Genomic DNA, 17,129 nt, shown 5'->3' on the forward strand with positions numbered 1-17,129 from the left:
GTGCGACGGTCCGGGACGTTCGTCGACTGAGCCGATGCCCCCACACTGCCCTCCCCGAGTCGGCGCCGCGAGGGGAGGACCGGCCCTGGGGAAGGGACCGTCGGCCCCTTTGTGCCACGGCGCCCAGCCGGGAGAGTGAGGTCAGCGGTGCCGGTCCCCCGGCCGGCGCCGCTCCCCTGACGACCGACCTCGATGCCCCGGCATCGGTACGGAGGACAGACTCGTGAAGCGCACCCTGGTTGTCGGAGTGGACGGATCCCCTCAGAGCCGGGCCGCGGCGGACTGGGCGGCGCGGGAAGCCGTACGGCGTGACCTCCCCCTGCACGTGGTCCATGCCTGGCTGTGGCAGCCGCTCTCAGCCCCGATCGTCCAGGACCGCGACACCGAAGCCCACCGCGCCGACGCCGTCCTGAAGGAAGTCGAGGGCGAGCTCACCCACCGGTACCCGGAGCTGGCCCTCACCGCGGACGTGCTCTCCGACGCGCCCGTGCCGGCCCTGCTGCGCGTCGCCAAGGACGCGGAGTTGCTGGTGATCGGCACTCGCGGGCACGGAGCCCTGGTCGGCTTCCTGATGGGCTCCTACGGCCGACAGGTGATCGCCGCCGCCGGGTGCCCCGTCGTCTCCGTACGCTCCGCGCACGGCAGGCCGGTGGCCGTGCCGGAGGAGGGTGAGGTCGTCGTCGGGCAGCAGGGCGGCGCGGAGGAGTCCGCCGAGGTACTGCGCGTCGCCTTCGAGGCCGCCGCGGCGAGGAAGGTACCGCTCCGCGCGGTCCGCGCCTGGAGCCTGCCCCCGGTCTACGGGTACAGCCCCGGGTCGATGTGGATCGCCGACCAGTTCGGTGGCCTGGAGCCGTTCGAGAAGGCCGCCCTGGAGCAGGCGCTGGAGCCGTGGCGGCTGAAGTACCCGGAGGTCGAAGTCGTCACGCACGTGGAGCAGGGCAGTGGCGGCCACGTGCTGCTGACCGCGGCCTCGGACGCGCAGCTGCTCGTCGTCGGCCGCCGGGTCCGCGAATCGGCGATGGGGGCGCACATCGGGTCCGTGGCCCATGCCGTCCTGCACCACGCGGTCTGTCCTGTCGCCGTGGTACCGCACGCCTGACCAGCCCGGGGCAGGAGGGAGGCCGGGCACCCGACTGTACGGCGTGCCCGGTCTGCCACTATTCGGCGGACGGGGCGGGGTGCTGGCTCGGCGGGATCAGCGTGCGACTGGCGATCACCGCTGCCTGGACGCGACGCTCCACCCCCAGCTTGATGAACAAGCGCGAGATGATGTTCTTGACGGTCTTCTCGGCGAGGTACAGCCGCTGGCCGATCTCCCGGTTGGTGAGCCCCTCGCTGATCATGACGAGAACCTCCTTCTCCCGGTCGGTGAAGCCGGGCAGACCCGGGACCTGCTTCTCCTTGGGCACGTCACCGCGCATGCGGGCCATCAGCCGGGCCGTGGCTCCGGGATCGAGCATGGACTGGCCGGCCGCGACCGTGCGGACGGCGGCGACCAGGTCGCTTCCGGTGATCTGCTTCAGCACGTAACCGGAGGCGCCCGCCATCACCGCGTCCAGCAGGGCCTCCTCGTCGTCGAACGAGGTGAGCATCAGGCAGGCCAGCTCGGGCATCCGCGAGCGCAACTCGCGGCACACGCTCACGCCGTCGCCATCCTGGAGCCGTACGTCGAGGATCGCCACCTGGGGTCGTAGTGCGGGGATGTGGATCAGGGCCTGTTCCGCCGTGCCCGCCTCACCGACCACGTTCAGGTCGGGCTCCGCGTCCAGCAGATCGTGCACCCCGCGGCGCACGACTTCGTGGTCGTCGAGGAGGAAGACCGTGATCGGCGTGTTGGTCGGAGAGGGGGCACCGCTGTCGGTCATGACGCAACTCCTTCGCCGGGTTTCGTCCGGGGTGCCCGAACTCCAGCATCCTGCCTGCCGAACGGGCCGAACGGACAGGGCCGATAGGCCCTCATCCACCTTCTTCCGCGCGGGGTGAGCGCCATGGGAAAGGGACCTTCGGCCCTCCGCAGGGGGCATGTGGACCTTCCCGGGACCGGCCTGATGCCAGTGAGCTGGTGTCGCACGGGGAAAGGCGCGGCTCGATTGCGGAGCCGCACTCAGCGTGGAGGTTCCATGACGACCACCTTGATCGCGGTGGCCTGATCAGGGCGGTAGCCGCAACCGGTCCCCGGTCGGGACCGTTCGGCCCTGGTTCTCGTGGTGATCGCGGGGGAGGCTGGTGGCCTGGACGCCGCAAGGACCGATCGATACCGAATGAAGGTGCGCAGCATGGACGAGGACGGCGGCATACGGCGCACCGATGGTCAGAACGGCGCTATGACGGCCACACGGCGCATGCGGGAGCTCGACAGGGCAGAGGCGCTCAGACTGGTGGCGACAGTGTCCCTGGGCCGCATCGTCTTCACACAGCAGGCTCTACCGGCAGTCCGCCCGGTCAACCACCTCGTCGAGGGCGAGGACATCATCGTGCGGATCCACGACGACGGGGCGCTCGCCTCCCTCGTAGCACCGGCCGATGTCCCCGGCGTGGTGGTGGCCTACGAAGCGGACGCCATCGATCCCGTCACCCACCTCGGCTGGAGCGTCGTCGTCACCGGCTACGCGTGCCCGGTGACCGACGCCGATGAGGCGGCCCGGTTCGCTTCCCTGCTGCGTCCCTGGGTGGGACACCCCATGACACGAGCCCTGCGGATCCGCCCCGACCTCGTCACCGGATTCCGGCTGGAGGCGGAGCGGACGCGGTCGGAGTCGGCCGGCCTGGGGTGATCGCGTCGGGGCCGTCAGCTCCCGGTGGGGAGCGACGCCCGCCAGACGAGCCGGCTGCCCCGCTCGTCGGGGGTGTCCACGGTAAAGGACCCGCCCAGGCCCCGCGCCCGGTCGTCGAGGTTGCCCAGACCGCTCCGGCGGCCCTGTGCCGGGATGCCCCTGCCGTTGTCGGAGACCGTCAGCACGATCTCGCCCGGCTCGGCCTTGAGGGCCACGGCGACCCTGGTCGCCCCCGAGTGGCGCGCGGCGTTGCTCAGGAGCTCGCCCAGCGCCGCCATGACGTGGTCGGCGACCTCGGACGGGACGTCCGTGTCCAGCAGGCCCTCCATGCTCAGGCGGGGCGGATGGCCGAGGGTGGTGGCCGCTTCGCCGACGGCCCGGGCCGCGCGGGCCCGCAAACCCGGTCCGCTCTCACGGTCCTTGGTGCGGAGACCGAAGATCGTCGAGCGGATGATCTTGATGGTTTCGTCCAGGTCGTCGACCGCGCGGCTGACGCGTTCGGCGGCCCCTTCGTGCTCGATGAGCCGTGCGGCGCTCTGGAGGGTCATTCCGGTGGCGAAGAGCCGCTGGATGGCCAGGTCGTGCAGGTCCCGTGCGATCCGGTCGCGTTCCTCCAGCAGTGCTATCTGCTCGGCGTCACGTCGCCGCTCCGCCAGCTCCAGGGCGATGGCCGCCTGACCCGCGAAGGCGACGAGCGGCTCGAGCTCGTTCTCGCCGAAGACGGGATCGCCGGCCGGGCGCGCGAGCAGGAGTACGCCCCTGCTCTCTCCGCCGGCGGTGCCCAGCGGGACCGCGACGGCGGGACCCAGCCCGCCCTGGATCTGGGAATCGGCCGGGTAGCGGTCGTCGTCCGAGGCGTGAACGACCGTGACGGGTTGCCCGGTCCGGTGCGCGGTCCCCGAGAGGGTTTCCGTGAAGGGGACGACGAGTCCCTGCCTGGCTTTGCTGTCCGCACCGGCCGCGAACTCCACGAACAGCCCCTCGACACCGGGAACCGGCATGGAGATGTCCGCGATCCGAGCCCCCGTGATCTCCTGGGCCCGCAGGGCGATGAGCTCCAGCACCGCCGGACGGGAACTGCCCGACAGCAGGCTCTCGGTGATCTCCGCGTTGGCCTTCAGCCACCGCTGCTGACGCTGCGACCCCTCGTAGAGCCGGGCGTTGTCGATCGCCACACCCGCCGCCACCGAGAGGGTGGAGATCACCGTCTCGTCCTCGGTGTCGAAATCGACTCCGCCCCGCTTGTCGGTCAGATAGAGATTGCCGAACACTTGCTCCCGCACCCGGATCGGTACGCCGAGGAAGGTACGCATGGGCGGGTGGTGCGGCGGAAACCCGTACGACGAGGAGTGGGCGCCGAGATCGGTGAGGCGCAAGGGCATCGGGTGGTGGATGACCTCTCCGAGCAGGCCGTGACCGGCCGGCAGGGGACCGATTTCGGCGATGGCCTCCTCGTCGAGCCCCACGGTCAGGAACTGCGACAGAGTGCGGCCGTCGGGACCGATGACCCCGAGCGCCCCGTAGTCGGCGTCCACCAGCAGGGCCGCGGCCTCCACGATCCGCCGCAGCACCTGGGCCAGATCCAGCTCCCGGCCCACCGAGACGACGGCCTCCAGGAGGCTGTGCACCCGGTCCCGGGTGCCGCGCACGGCGTCGATGCGTACTTGGAGCTCGTCGAGCAGCTCGTCCAGCCGCATCCGGGGCACTTGCGTCAACGGATCCCCCACACTCACGTGATTCCCCTTCACTGCCCGCCCCGTTCGGAGCCAGCGTATCGGCGAGGCCGGACCCGAGGGGGCCTCCACTGCGGTCGATACGGACTGGGAAGGGGGCGCCCGGTGAGAGCTGTCGGTGAAGTCCGGGCCAGCGCCTCGACACACCTGTGCGACGCGCGAGGCATCCTTGCGCGCGGGCGCGTGCCGTGACCGACTTGCTCGCATCACTGGACGGCGAGAGGGACGGTGCGGCAGCGATGAGCCTCAAGAAGGCGGTCTACGAGAGAGAACTGCTGCGGCTCCAGACGGAGCTGGTCAAGCTCCAGGAGTGGACTCGCGCGGAAGGCGCCCGCCTGGTCGTCGTCTTCGAGGGGCGGGACGCCGCGGGCAAGGGGGGCACGATCAAGCGCGTCGCAGAACACCTCAATCCCCGCGTCGCACGCATCGCGGCGCTGCCCACGCCGACGGAGCGGGAGCGTACCCAGTGGTACTTCCAGCGGTACGTCGAGCATCTGCCCGCCGCCGGCGAGATCGTCCTCTTCGACCGCAGCTGGTACAACCGCGCCGGAGTGGAGCACGTCATGGGCTTCTGCACGCCCGTCGAGCACCAGCGCTTCCTGCGCCAGTGCCCGGTTTTCGAGCGGATGCTGATCGAGGACGGGATCCTGGTCCGCAAGTACTGGTTCTCCGTCAGCGACGCGGTGCAGGAGGAGCGGTTCCGGCGCCGCGCGGATGACCCGCTGCGCCGGTGGAAACTCTCCCCGATGGATCTGGAGTCCCTCACCCGCTGGGAGGCGTACTCGAGGGCCAAGGACGAGATGCTGGTCCACACGGATACGGCTGATGCCCCGTGGTACGTGGTCGAGAGCGACGACAAGCGCAGCGTGCGGCTCAACATGATGGCCCACTTGCTGTCTTCGGTTCCCTACGCGGACGTGGCCCCGCCGTCGCTGGCCTTGCCGCCGAGGCCGCCGTCCATGGGCTACGAGCGTCCGTCCAAGGAGCTGCAGACCGCCGTACCCGACCACGCGGCCACCCTCGGGAAGGACTGACCCGCGGTAGATGCCGGTGGTGCCTACTCCCGGATTTCCAGTACCTCGGTCAACGGGCGGCGGGGCGTGTCGGGGCCTGCGGGGCCGTAGCCGAGGCGGAAGACCATCTGCACGTGTCCCATGGCCGCGACCGGGTCTCGCACCGTCCACCGCAGCTCCGGCCATTCCAGGGGATGGGACGTCATCGAGGTGGCAAGGCCGTCGGCAGTGGCCTGGAGAAGGATGCGTTCCATCGCCTGGCCGGCCCGCAGCCAGTCGAGCCTCGTGTCCCCCGGGGTGCTGAGCAGAGCCAGCTGCGGCCGCTTCTCGAACACGGCCCAGCCGCGATCTGGTATCGGGTTGGCCCAACCGAAGTCGCGCACGGGGGTGGGGCCGCCGGAAGCCTTGGGTCCGAATGCGGCGGTGGGGATGCCGTCGCGGCGTGTGCCTGTAGCGCTCTGAGTGCGGGAGGTCCAGGCCTTGGTCTCCGCCCGGGCGAGCGGATCGATCTCCTCGCGGTGTTCTGCGTCCCGTACCAGCCCGAGCACGGTGTCGATGTGCCAGGTGTCCGGGACTGTGAGCCGGCAGCCCTCCAAGTGGGCCGCGGCCCACAGCCCGTCCAGCAGTGGGGTCGGCACTGGCTCCTCGCYGAAGGGGTACCGGCTGGTGTGCCGACGCCGGACTGCGTCGTGCAGGGAGGCCAGCTCGCGGTCCGTGCCCGCAGCTTCGTCGATGGTCACCGTCGCGAGCAGCCACGGTTCGGCGTTGTCGGGCAAGAGCCGCACGCGGACCGGGAGGCCGATCGAGGCCGCGGACACGCGAAGGTTGAACAGTGCCGCAGCGCAACCGAGTTGGAGGCCACGGTGATTGGGGTCGGTTCGGGGCATGGCGCGGTCCGGATCGCCGTACAGAGCGAGGGCACCGCTGCCGGCATGGAACACGAACTTCCACGGCTGGGCGTTGTGCATGGACGGGGCGGTGACGGCGTCGCTGACGAGCTGGATTACGGTGTCGGGGTCAAGGTATGTAGTGGTCACTGGACTGCTCCTGTCTGTGCGCAGCCTCAGTCGTGCGCCACGATGGCGACAGGTGAGGTGGCATGGTGCATCACCGCGTGGGTGATGGGGCCGATGCGGGCGCCGAGTGCCGGACGGCGGATACGCCGGCCGACCACGACGAGTGCCGCGCCGGACGCCGCGTCCAGGATCTGGATGGCGGGCTGGCCGATGACGACGCGTGCGTCGACGGCGAGTCGCGGGTATTTCTGCTCCCAGGGACTCAGCAGTCCACGGAGCGTGGCCTCGAGTCCGTCGGCCATCTCCCTCGCGACGCCGGGATCGAGGGCGGGAGCGTAGGAGAAGACCGGCGGGAGCGACCACCCGTGTACGACGACGAGCGGGCAGGCCCGCCGGTCCGCTTCCTCGCAGGCGAAGGCGAAGAGCCGGTCGCAGTTGCTGCGCAGGTCCACTCCGAGCACCACCGGCCCGGCATCGTCCGCGTGCCCGGGCGGTCGGTCTTGGCCGTCCATGGAGCGCACGAGGACGACGGGCGTCTCGGTCTCCGGGATGGTCACCGAGGCGGTCGAGCCCACGATGAACCCTGCGACGGCGCCGAGACCACGAGAGCCGAGGACGAGCAGGTCCGCATCAGCTGCGGACGAGGAGAGGACCTTGGAGGCCGCGAGTCCGCTCGTGCCGCGGGTGCTGATGTCGAGCGTGCCGTGATCGCGCAGTAGCCGGTCCCGCGTGAGTGAAAGGAGGTCCTCTGCCCATTGAGGACGCGGTTCGGGGAGGGGAGCGGCGAAGGGCCCGTACTGTGCCCAGTCCTCTGCGTGGACGAGTTCCAGAGCCACGCCGCGCAGGTCGGCCTCATTGGCGGCCCAGTCGGCTGCGGCGCTGCCGGCGCCTGATCCGTCCAGACCTACCGTGATCCGGTTCGACATGGTGTTCCTCCCGGGTCGGGTTGTCGCTGCTTCCAGACTCTTCCGCTTACGGGGCCTCTGGGAAGGACCGAGCGGCCCAACCGGGGACCGACCGGCCCTGCTCAGCCCCGTTCCGTTGCGGCGCAGGTGAGTCTGCTGTCGACGTCGACGACCCCGTCGACGCTCTGGCAGAGACGGACCACCACGGGCAGCAGTCCGGGCTGCGGCACGGTGCCGCTGAGCGTCACCAGGCCGTCGTCGACTTCGACGGTGATCGCCGAAGGAGCCAGGTGGAGAGTCCGGGTGAGGACGTCCTCGAGAATTTCTTCCTGTATCGCGTGGTCGCGGCGGAGGAAGAGCTGGATCAGATCGCTGCGGCTGAGGACGCCGACCACGCGGCCTTCGACGTCGACGACCGGTAGCCGCTTGACCCGGTGCCGCTGCATGACGCGGGCCGCGCGGACTACGCTCCACTCGGGGCAGGCTGTGACGGCCGGGCTCGTCATCAGCTCCTCGGCTGTCGCGGCACCTCCGGCGGGGCGCCGGCGGAGAAGGTCGGCTTCGGAGACGACGCCGACCGGGTGCCCGGTTTCGTCGATCACGGGCATGGCGGTGATGTCGAACTCTTTCAGGAGCCGGGCGATCTCCTTGAACGTGGTCGTTCGCCGAACGGTGACGGCGGTGTGCGTCATCAGGTCCGCGACACTGCGGTGCCTCATGGCGGCCGTGCCCTCATGCGGAGAGGGGGACGGTGAAGTCAGCCTTGACGTCGACGACGCCCGGTACGGTGCCGGCAGCGCGTACGACGACATCTTCCATCGCCGGGTCCGGCAGCGATCCGTTGAGGTAGGTGATGCCGTTGGCGACGTGGACGTGCACTTCGGCGGAACCGTGCGGGATCAGCTGGTACGCGATCAGTTCGCGGATCTCGGCGCCGATGTCTTCGTCCGGGCGCAAGAAGACCTTGAGCAGGTCGCCGCGGCTGACGACACCGACGAGGCGGCCGTCGCCGTCGACCACGGGAAGGCGCTTGAGGTGCCCGCGGGCCATCAGGCGCGCGGCGCTGGGGATGGTGGCGTCCTTCGTGACGGTCACGGCCGGGCGGGTCATCAGCTTCTCGGCGGTGGTGTCGTGGGCCGTGTCGGTGTCTTGGGGCTTGAGCAGCAGGTCGGCTTCGGAGACGACGCCGACCACCTGTTCGTCCTGGGCGAGGACGGGGAGCGCGCTGACGTTCCACATCCGCAACGTTTCCACGATGTCCTTGAACGCGGTTCCTTGATCGACAGAGATCACGGCGTGTGTCATGACGTCATCGACGGTGCGCAGGTGCTTCATGGCCTTCCTCCTTGATGGGACGGCCGGTCCTCGTGCTGGTGTGGAGGGCGACCCGCCCGGTGCTCTGAGGCGGTCCGGCCACAGGTACCGCTCTTTCAGTCGTGGGCGATGACGGCCACGGGGACCGCTGCGTGGTGCAGGACCGCGTGAGCGACCGAGCCCAGGTGCGCCCCGAGGGCGGAGCGGCGCACATGGCGTCCCACGACGACGAGTCCCGCTCCATGCGAGGCCCGGACGAGATGCTCGCCCGTGGATCCCATGAACACATTCTGGCTGACGTTCACGTCGGGGAACTTGTGCTGCCAGGGGAGCAGCATGTCGTCCACCATGTGTGCGACGCTCCTGTCGATGTCCCGTTCGTTGTCCGGGTCGAAGAAGGGGACATAGCTGTAGGCGGCCGGCATCTTCCAGCCGTGTACGGCCCGCAGTGGGCAGTTGCGCCGGGCTGCCTCTTCGAAGGCGAAGGTGAGTACCCGATCGCACGCTTCGTGGATGTCGACCCCCACGACGACCTCGGCGCCGAAGCCGTTGCCCGGGCCGTCCGGGTCTTCGGCGACGCGAACGAGGACGACCGGGGTGTCGGTCGCGACTACGGTGGACATGGCCACCGAGCCGACGATGAAGCCGACCAGGCCGCCCAGGCCGCGCGATCCCAGAACCAGCAGCCCGGCGTCGGCGGCTTCGGCCGCGAGGGCGGCGGCCGGCCGTGCTGTCAGGCAGCGGGTCGTGATCTCCAGGTGCGGGTGGCGCCCGTGCAGCTCCTGCGTGGCTTCGGTCAGGGCCTGGTCCGCCCAGCGGTCCACATCCTGGCGGCCCAGGCCGGGGAACGCCGGGTCCAGTGGCCAGTCGACGGCGTGCACGAGCCGTAGCGGCACTTGCCGCAGGACGGCCTCGTGCGCGGCCCAGCGTGCTGCTGCCCGGCTCTCCGGGGAGCCGTCGACTCCGACGGTCACATGGTTCTTCATGGCTGCGATTCCCTTCGTACGGTCCGGCGCTCATCACCACGGCATTGCGTGCCGGGCATGGTCCGCGTGGGTTGCTGTGTCGTCGGTGCGGGCGTTGACGCGTGATGCCACGGCGACGACCCCGTCGAGCCGTTCGATGAGGCCGAGGAGTGCGGCGAGCTGACTCCGGCGCTCGACATGGCCCTCCAGGGTGACGATGCCGTCCACCACGTGGACGTCGACGTCACCGGCCGGCACATCGAGCACCTCCGTGAGGACCTCATCGGTGATACGTCGGCGTATCTCGGAGTCCGGCCGCAGGAACATGCAGAGCAGGTCCCGGCGGGTGACAATGCCGACGAGCCGGTCTTCCACGTCCACGACGGGGAGGCGTTCAATGCCGCGGCGGGTCATCAGCCGGGCGACGTCAGCCACTGTCTCTTCGGCGTGGACGGTGATTGCGGGCGCGGACATGACCACGCCCGCTGTGGGCGGCCCGGTCGCTGTAATGCCCTGCTCTGCGGGCTGTGGCCTCGGCACCGTGCGGGCCAGCAGGTCCGTCTGCGATACGACGCCCACCACTCGGTCCTCGTCGTCCAGGACGGGGACTCCGGAGATGTCGTACTGGGCGAGGAGCTTCGCGACGTCCCTGAAGGCGGTGCCCGGCGCAACCGATACGACCTCGTCGGTCATCAGGTCCGCCACCTTGATGTGCTTCATGAGGCCCTCCTGCTCCGCCGTGTCACGCGAGGCTGGTGTCCGGTGTGGGGTGTGTCCCCCACCATCCGCCGACGACCGCCTGCGATCGAGGGCCGAACGGTCCCGTCCACGGGCCCGCAAGGGCCCGAGCTGCCCAGTCGACGACGATGGGGACCTTTGGTCCCGTCGGCGGCCCCGGGCGGCCCTCTCGCCGAAGCGGGGACGGTACCAGTGTGAGTGGTGTCCCTCATCGGCTTCTCGATTGGGAGGAATTGTGGAAAGCACATTCCGCACCCCGAACACCAGCTCGGTCACCGTCGGCGTGGACGGCTCGGAGTCGGCGCGCGTCGCTGCCCTTTGGGCAGCCAAAGAGGCTGTACGCCGTGACCGTCCCCTGCACATCGTCTACGGCGCCGACACCGACGGCCGGGCCTTGTACCTGTCGGCGGAGACCATCGAGCGGGTCCGCGTCAACGGGCGGGAGCTCCTGGACGGCACGGCGAAGGCTGTGTCGGCCGAGTACCCCGGGCTGACGGTGACCACCGAGTTCAGCCGCGCGAGCGCCGTCGACAGCCTCCACCGGGCCGGCGGACTGCACGGCACGGTCGTGGTGGGCAACCGAGGTCTGGGCGGATTCAACTCCCTCATGCTCGGCTCGGTCGGGCTGGGTACCGCGGCCATCGCCATGACCCCCCTCATCGTCGTCCGCGGCGTTGACGGGGCCGAGGAGAGCGGCACGGTTCTCGCGGCGATCCGCGATGAGCACGACCTTCTGGTCGCCCGGTACGCCGCCGAGGAAGCCGAACTGCACAAGGCCTCCCTTCGGCTGTTGCATGCGTGGAACGTGCTCCAGTCCGTCGGTGAGGTGGTCAGCATGCTCGACGGCGTCGACGAGATCGCCAGCGGCCACGCAGAGAGCTTGCGGGCCGTCACGGACGTGGTCCGTGGCGAGTTCCCCGACCTGGAGGTGCAGGCCGATGCGGAGAAGAGCATCTCCGTGGCCGGTGTCCTGGTCGAGGCGTCCCGTCACGCCGAACTGCTCGTCATGGGCGGCCGGCGGGCCCCAGGGCCCCTCGGACTCGCCCCCAACCTGGGCAAGGCCACGCACAGCCTGCTGCATCACGCTCACTGCCCCGTCCTCCTCATCCCCCGGACCGGCAGCGACTTCGGGAGCCAGTCATGACCGTCCACCCCGCAGGAAGCCATGACATCGTCGTGGGCATCGACCCCGTCAGGGACTGGCACCTTGCCCTGGCCTGGGCCGCCGACGAGGCGCAACGTCGCCGGCTCTCGCTGCGCCTCGTGCTCGCGGTACCGCCCCAGCACGACACCCATCACGTCGATGACACCCCCGGCCAGACGGCCCTGAGGCAGGCCGGATCCGACAGACTCGAACAAGCGTGCAATTGGGTACGTGACCGCCACCCAGAGGTGAGCGTCACCGGCGATCTGCTCGGCGGCTTCCCTGCTCCCGTCCTGGGCGGCGCAGCGCGAGAAGCCCGCATGATCGTCCTCGGGTCCCGGCACCTGAGCCGAACCGCCGAGTTCTTCAGCGCCGGCTCGCTCGTTGTCCCCATCACCGCCCAGGCCCATTGCCCGGTCGTCGTGGTGGGCGACGCCGAGCACATCAGCCAGCAGCCGCCCTACGTCGTCGCGGGGATCGACGGCAGTGCGTCCGCCACGGCCGCGCTGACCTTCGCCTTCGACGAGGCCGACCTTCGAGGGGCAGCGCTGCGGGTCGTCTGCGTGTGGCAGCCGCCGCTCGTCATGCTGGACGACGAGGAGGTGGCGCTGCACGCCCAGCGCACTCTGCTTTCCGAGGCCACCGCCGGCCTGTCCGAGAAGTATCCGGACGTGCATGTGACGCACGAGGTCCTCACTGGCCACCCCGTCGAGGAACTTGCCCGGGCCGCCGAGCACGCCCTGGCCGTCGTCGTGGGCCGCCGCGGCCGCGGCGGATACACCGGYATGCGGATCGGGTCCGTCGTCCACGGCCTCCTGCACCGTGCGCACTGCCCGGTGATCACCGCCCCCACGGGATGAACCGGGCCATGACCAGCAGCGCGCTCGAAATGCCGTCCGTCGGCTCCTCAGCCCCGGCGGGGCTGACACAGGCCGAGGCCGAACGCCGACTGGCCCGCTACGGACGCGATGAGGTGGCTCCTCCGCGACCCACGCCCCTCCGCCGCCGGGTGCTGGCGCAGCTGCGTGATCCGCTGATCATGGTGCTGCTCGGTGCCGCACTGCTGACCATCGCGATCGGGGATCATCCGGATGCTGTCGTCATCGGCTTGGTGGTCGTTTTCAACACGACCGTGGGCGTCACCCAGGAGGTCCGGGCGGACCGCGCGGTTGCCGCGCTCTCCGCTCTCTCGGCCCCGCACGCCCGGGTACTGCGGGACGGCGGCGCCCACGACCTGTCGGCAGCGCTCGTGGTGCCGGGGGACAGCCTGCAGTTGGGCGAGGGAGACATCGTCGCCGCAGACGCCGATATCACCGAGGCATCCGCTCTCCTGCTGGACGAGTCGATGCTCACCGGCGAATCGGAACCCGTCGCCAAGAGCACGGGTGGCACGGTCAGCGCCGGCACCGTCGTGGTGCGCGGGCGGGGTGTCGCGACCGCCACGGCCACAGGATCCGCCAGTGCCCTCGGCCGGATCGCGGCGCTCCTCGACGGGGACCACGAGCCGACCCCGCTCCAGCGCCGCCTCGCCTCTCTCGGCCGCGTCCTGGCCGCCGCCACCCTCGCCCTGTGCGTGCTGTTCTTCGCCTTGGGCCTCGTACGCGGCCTCGGCGTGAGCACGATGGCGGTCACGGCCATCAGCCTGGCCGTCGCCGCGGTGCCCGAGTCCCTGCCCGCCGTGGTCACCCTCGCCCTCGCCCTCGGGGCCCGCCGCATGGCGGCCCGGGGCGCCCTGATCCGACGTTTGCCGGCGGTCGAGACGCTGGGCTCGGTGAGCGTGCTGGCCACGGACAAGACCGGCACCCTCACCGAGGGCCGCATGGTCGTCCAGCACGTGTGGACGCCGTCCGGAGCCGCAGACGTGTCCGGCAGCGGATACGAACCCCGCGGAGCCCTGACCCGTTCCGGACGCTCCCTGACCCCCGAGCAGCTCCGCCCGCTGCAGGAACTGCTCACCACGGCAGCCCTGTGCAACGACGCGAGTCTGAAACCGCCCCAGAGCGGCTCCGACGCGTGGACGGCCGTGGGCGATCCCATGGAGGCCGCACTGCTGGCAGCCGCTGCCAAGGCCGGCTGCCCCGACCCCGCCGAGCTGCACCGCGCCTGTCCTCGGATCGGAGAAGCCCCCTTCGACAGCATGCGTAAACGGATGACCACCCTCCACCACCTGCCCGACGGCAACGTCCTGGTCTGTCTCAAGGGCGCGCCGGAGACCGTCCTGGCTTCCACGGTGCTCGCCGAGCCGCCCGACGTCCTGCACCAAGCCCGCCGGCAGGCCGCCGAGCTGGCTGCGCACGGATTCAGGGTCCTGGCGGTGGCAGGCGCCGAACGGCTCCAGTGGAGCCTGCCCGCCGCCGAAGCGGAACACGGACTGAGCCTTCTTGGGCTGATCGCCATCAGCGATCCGCCGAAAGCGACCGCCGCAGCCACCTTGGCCGCCTGCCGCGCCGCCGGCATCACCCCGGTCTTGATCACCGGCGACCACCCCGCGACGGCCCACGCCATAGCCGTACGCATCGGCCTCGTTGAGGACGGTCCGGCCGACGCGGTCCTTACCGGACCCGAGCTGGCCGCCGCACCGGACACCGACCTGACCGCGGTCCGGGTCTTCGCCCGTACCGACCCACAGCAGAAGCTGGACATCGTCCACGCCTGGCGTGCCCGCGGCGCCGTGACCGCCATGACCGGGGACGGCGTCAACGACGGCCCCGCCCTCCGCCAGGCCGACATCGGCGTCGCCATGGGCGCGCGCGGCACCGAGGTGGCCCGCCAGGCCGCCGACCTCGTCCTCACGGACGACGAGCTCTCCACCGTGGTCACGGCCGTCGAGGAAGGCCGCCGCGTCTACGACAACATCCGGCGCTTCCTCGTCTACGCCATGGCCGGCGGAACCGCCGAGATCCTCGTGATGCTGGCCGGTCCCCTGCTCGGCCTCGCCCTCCCTCTTCGGGCGGGGCAGATCCTGTGGATCAACCTCCTCACCCACGGCCTGACCGGCGTGGCCATGGGCGCCGAACCGGCCGCGCCGGAGGCCATGCGGCGCCCGCCCAGGCCGCCCGGACAGCACATCCTGGCCGCAGGCGTGTGGCAACGTCGCAGCCGTGACAGCGTTCAGCTTGATCGCCGGCATCGGCGCGCGTTCCATGGGCCTGCCCTGGCAGAGCGTGCTCTTCCTGTCTCTGCTTGGGGCCCAGCTGGGCGTGGCCCTGGGGCTGCGGGCCCGGTTGCTCACCACCCAGAACCTCTTCCTCCCCGCCTCCGTGGCGGCTTCCGCCCTCTTTGCGATGGCCGCCTTGCACGTTCCCGCTCTGCGGTCGCTGCTGGACACCCAGCCGGTGGGTTGGGCCGGCACCGGGATCGCCACCGCGGCAGCGCTCGCGGCATTCGTCGCCGCCCGGCTCCTGAGAGGCGCATTTCACAGAAAGGCATGAACATGAACGCGAATCCGCTTGCCCACAGGCACGGGATCCACGCCGAGGTCGGCGACCAGATCGTCGTGGGCGGCCCCACCGTCGGAACGCCGGGCCGGGACGGAGAAGTCATCGCCCTGCATCACGAGGACGGCACCCCGCCGTACGACGTGCGCTGGTCGGACACAGGGCGTACCAGCGTGTTCTTCCCCGGCCCGGACGCCCACGTCCGGCATCTGCACGACGAAACCGGTACGCCGCGGCACGGGGAAAGGCCGAACGGGGCAATAGCCTCCCGCTGAGTGGGAGGGCCGGGTCCTCCGGCCGGAGATACCGTGGAAGTGATGGCCATATAGCCATCACTTCCGGCCGGAGGTGGGCATGGGTGCAGGGGAACAGCCCACCCGGAGCGGTGTTCCTCGACTGCGGCTCGACGAACTGCTGGATGAGCTGCAGGTACGGATCGACGAGGTCAGAGGCACGCGGGACCGGCTGAATGGTCTGCTCGAGGCCGTCATGTCCGTGGGCCGGGAACTCGACCTGCCACAGGTGCTGCGCGGGATCGTCGAGGCTGCCGTGGTACTCGTGGATGCCGAATACGGGGCGCTCGGCGTCATCGGAGACGACAAGAGGCTGGCCGAGTTCCTTCCCGTCGGCCTCAGCGACGACCTCCACGCACAGATCGGAGACCTGCCCTCCGGCCACGGCATCCTCGGTGAGCTGATCCGCCACCCCGAGCCGCTACGGCTGTCGGAGCTGTCCGAGCACCCGGCCTCGTACGGGTTCCCGGACCACCACCCGCCGATGCACTCCTTCCTCGGTGTCCCGATCCGCATTCGTGAGGAGGTCTTCGGAAACCTCTATCTGACCGAGAAGCGCGGCGGCGCCGAGTTCGACGCCGAGGACGAGGCGGTCCTGTCCACCCTCGCTGTCGCGGCCGGCATCGCCATCGAAAATGCCCGGCTCTTCGAGGAGGTCCGGCTGCGGGAGCGCTGGCTGGAGGCCAGCTCCGACATCACCAGCGCCCTGCTTTCCGGAGCGCCAGAGGACGAGGTCCTCGAGGGCATGCTGGAGCGGGCCAAGGACATCACCGGCGCGGACATGGGCGTCTTCTACCTGCTCGGGTCCGGCGGTGAACTGCGAGGCTCCCTCGCCCTGGGGGAGGGAGCCGAGGCGCACCGCGGGATCGTCCTGCCCAGCACCCAGGGGACTCTCGCCGAGGCCGTACTTGCCCGCAACGGGCTCATCATGGTCCCCGACATGGCGACCGACGAGCGCGTCACCGTGCAACCCGAGCGGTGGACTGGCTTCGGCCCGGCCGTGGCCGTCACCGTTGGCACGAAGGAAACGCTCAGAGGCGTCCTGATGCTCGCCCGTCGGCACGGCCGCCCCGTATTCGCCACCACGGAGGTCGCTGCACTTCCGGGTTTCGCGGGCCAGGCCGCCCTTGCACTAGAGCTTGCCGACCGCCGCCACGACGCCGAGCAGATGAGCCTGCTGGAGGACCACGACCGAATCGCCCGCGACCTGCACGACCTGGCCATCCAGCGCCTCTTCGCCACTGGCATGACCCTCCAGAGTGCCCAGCGCTTCGTCGACCATCCCCAGGCGTCCGAACGCCTCGCGCGTGCCGTGGACGATCTCGACGCCACCATCAAGATCATCCGATCGACCATCTTTGGACTCCGCGACCACGAGGCCCCCGGCGAGTCGTCCAAGATGCGCTCCCGCCTGGCCCGAGCCCTGGACGAGGCCTCGGAGGCCCTCGGATTCGCCCCGGCCCTGCGGGTGGAGGGGCTGATCGACACCGACGTACCGTCGGCCGTCGCGGACGAGGCCCTAGCCGTGGTCGGGGAAGCTCTCGCCAACGTGGCCCGCCATGCCGAGGCGACGCGGGCGGAGGTCTCGATCGTCGCGGCCGACGGGAACCTGACGGTCATCGTGACCGATAACGGCGTCGGCCTGCCCGCAGGCGGTCGGCGCAGCGGACTGCGGAACCTGGCAGAGCGCGCCGAAAGGCTCAGCGGCCAGATGGAGGCCGCAGCGCTGCGCGATGGGGAGCGGGGCACTCGCCTGGAGTGGCAGGTACCTCTGGTCCCGCCACCGCGCTGACCGTC

General features: G+C 70.5%; 15 protein-coding genes. 7 read left to right on the forward strand and 8 right to left on the reverse strand.

Annotation, left to right across the window (positions count from 1 at the left end):
* The first annotated feature begins 223 nt into the window (after positions 1-223).
* Positions 224-1,099, forward strand: coding sequence for a universal stress protein (locus AB4039_RS07160; protein WP_266836964.1), 876 nt, complete (start codon positions 224-226; stop codon positions 1,097-1,099).
* A 58-nt stretch (positions 1,100-1,157) separates the two neighbouring features.
* Here the strand turns inward: AB4039_RS07160 and AB4039_RS07165 are convergent, their stop codons facing one another.
* Positions 1,158-1,865, reverse strand: a complete 708-nt coding sequence (locus AB4039_RS07165; protein ID WP_266836962.1) for a response regulator transcription factor — start codon at positions 1,863-1,865, stop codon at positions 1,158-1,160.
* Between the two features lie 411 nt (positions 1,866-2,276).
* Here AB4039_RS07165 and AB4039_RS07170 point away from each other — a divergent pair, with 411 nt between their 5' ends.
* Positions 2,277-2,774, forward strand: a complete 498-nt coding sequence (locus AB4039_RS07170) for a pyridoxamine 5'-phosphate oxidase family protein (RefSeq protein ID WP_266836960.1) — start codon at positions 2,277-2,279, stop codon at positions 2,772-2,774.
* Positions 2,775-2,788: 14 nt separating this feature from the next.
* Here the strand turns inward: AB4039_RS07170 and AB4039_RS07175 are convergent, their stop codons facing one another.
* Positions 2,789-4,471, reverse strand: a complete 1,683-nt coding sequence (locus AB4039_RS07175) for a GAF domain-containing protein (protein WP_442270315.1) — start codon at positions 4,469-4,471, stop codon at positions 2,789-2,791.
* A 275-nt stretch (positions 4,472-4,746) separates the two neighbouring features.
* Here AB4039_RS07175 and ppk2 point away from each other — a divergent pair, with 275 nt between their 5' ends.
* The gene (ppk2, locus tag AB4039_RS07180; RefSeq protein WP_442270298.1) at positions 4,747-5,541 is read left to right on the forward strand and encodes a polyphosphate kinase 2; all 795 of its coding nucleotides are present in this window, start codon (positions 4,747-4,749) and stop codon (positions 5,539-5,541) included.
* A gap of 23 nt (positions 5,542-5,564) precedes the next feature.
* Here the strand turns inward: ppk2 and AB4039_RS07185 are convergent, their stop codons facing one another.
* The 6 genes from AB4039_RS07185 to AB4039_RS07210 form a co-directional block, all read right to left on the reverse strand.
* Positions 5,565-6,557 carry an Acg family FMN-binding oxidoreductase gene (locus tag AB4039_RS07185; protein WP_442270299.1) on the reverse strand — a complete coding sequence of 331 codons (993 nt, stop codon included), beginning with the start codon at positions 6,555-6,557 and terminating at the stop codon, positions 5,565-5,567.
* A 26-nt stretch (positions 6,558-6,583) separates the two neighbouring features.
* A complete protein-coding gene (locus AB4039_RS07190; protein ID WP_266836956.1) occupies positions 6,584-7,462 on the reverse strand; it encodes a universal stress protein in 879 nt (292 codons plus the stop codon).
* Between the two features lie 101 nt (positions 7,463-7,563).
* Complete coding sequence (locus AB4039_RS07195) at positions 7,564-8,160, reverse strand: CBS domain-containing protein (RefSeq protein ID WP_266836954.1); 597 nt, start codon at positions 8,158-8,160, stop codon at positions 7,564-7,566.
* 13 nt (positions 8,161-8,173) lie between these two features.
* Positions 8,174-8,776 (reverse strand): CBS domain-containing protein, encoded by a 603-nt coding sequence (locus tag AB4039_RS07200; protein WP_442270300.1) that lies wholly within the window; start codon positions 8,774-8,776, stop codon positions 8,174-8,176.
* 95 nt (positions 8,777-8,871) lie between these two features.
* Complete coding sequence (locus AB4039_RS07205) at positions 8,872-9,741, reverse strand: universal stress protein (RefSeq protein WP_266836950.1); 870 nt, start codon at positions 9,739-9,741, stop codon at positions 8,872-8,874.
* Between the two features lie 33 nt (positions 9,742-9,774).
* The gene (locus AB4039_RS07210) at positions 9,775-10,440 is read right to left on the reverse strand and encodes a CBS domain-containing protein (protein ID WP_442270301.1); all 666 of its coding nucleotides are present in this window, start codon (positions 10,438-10,440) and stop codon (positions 9,775-9,777) included.
* Between the two features lie 253 nt (positions 10,441-10,693).
* Here AB4039_RS07210 and AB4039_RS07215 point away from each other — a divergent pair, with 253 nt between their 5' ends.
* The 4 genes from AB4039_RS07215 (at position 10,694) to AB4039_RS07230 (ending at position 17,124) form a co-directional block, all read left to right on the forward strand.
* A complete protein-coding gene (locus AB4039_RS07215; protein WP_442270302.1) occupies positions 10,694-11,602 on the forward strand; it encodes a universal stress protein in 909 nt (302 codons plus the stop codon).
* Positions 11,599-12,462, forward strand: a complete 864-nt coding sequence (locus tag AB4039_RS07220) for a universal stress protein (protein WP_442270303.1) — start codon at positions 11,599-11,601, stop codon at positions 12,460-12,462. The genes AB4039_RS07215 and AB4039_RS07220 overlap by 4 nt, the downstream gene beginning before the upstream one ends.
* 8 nt (positions 12,463-12,470) lie before the next feature.
* Positions 12,471-15,314, forward strand: a complete 2,844-nt coding sequence (locus tag AB4039_RS07225; RefSeq protein WP_442270304.1) for an HAD-IC family P-type ATPase — start codon at positions 12,471-12,473, stop codon at positions 15,312-15,314.
* A 79-nt stretch (positions 15,315-15,393) separates the two neighbouring features.
* Positions 15,394-17,124, forward strand: a complete 1,731-nt coding sequence (locus tag AB4039_RS07230) for a GAF domain-containing protein (protein ID WP_442270305.1) — start codon at positions 15,394-15,396, stop codon at positions 17,122-17,124.
* Positions 17,125-17,129: the final 5 nt, after the last annotated feature.

The organism is Streptomyces sp. M-16, assembly GCF_052114405.1.
Lineage (GTDB): Bacteria > Actinomycetota > Actinomycetes > Streptomycetales > Streptomycetaceae > Streptomyces.

Bases quoted from the DNA above. Each gene is read 5' to 3' on its own strand.
- AB4039_RS07165 (WP_266836962.1), bottom strand. From the start codon at position 1,865: ATGACCGACAGCGGTGCCCCCTCTCCGACCAACACGCCGATCACGGTC.
- AB4039_RS07170 (WP_266836960.1), top strand. From the start codon at position 2,277: ATGGACGAGGACGGCGGCATACGGCGCACCGATGGTCAGAACGGCGCT.
- AB4039_RS07175 (WP_442270315.1), bottom strand. From the start codon at position 4,471: ATGCGGCTGGACGAGCTGCTCGACGAGCTCCAAGTACGCATCGACGCC.
- ppk2 (WP_442270298.1), top strand. From the start codon at position 4,747: ATGAGCCTCAAGAAGGCGGTCTACGAGAGAGAACTGCTGCGGCTCCAG.
- AB4039_RS07190 (WP_266836956.1), bottom strand. From the start codon at position 7,462: ATGTCGAACCGGATCACGGTAGGTCTGGACGGATCAGGCGCCGGCAGC.
- AB4039_RS07195 (WP_266836954.1), bottom strand. From the start codon at position 8,160: ATGAGGCACCGCAGTGTCGCGGACCTGATGACGCACACCGCCGTCACC.
- AB4039_RS07200 (WP_442270300.1), bottom strand. From the start codon at position 8,776: ATGAAGCACCTGCGCACCGTCGATGACGTCATGACACACGCCGTGATC.
- AB4039_RS07205 (WP_266836950.1), bottom strand. From the start codon at position 9,741: ATGAAGAACCATGTGACCGTCGGAGTCGACGGCTCCCCGGAGAGCCGG.
- AB4039_RS07210 (WP_442270301.1), bottom strand. From the start codon at position 10,440: ATGAAGCACATCAAGGTGGCGGACCTGATGACCGACGAGGTCGTATCG.
- AB4039_RS07225 (WP_442270304.1), top strand. From the start codon at position 12,471: ATGACCAGCAGCGCGCTCGAAATGCCGTCCGTCGGCTCCTCAGCCCCG.
- AB4039_RS07230 (WP_442270305.1), top strand. From the start codon at position 15,394: ATGGGTGCAGGGGAACAGCCCACCCGGAGCGGTGTTCCTCGACTGCGG.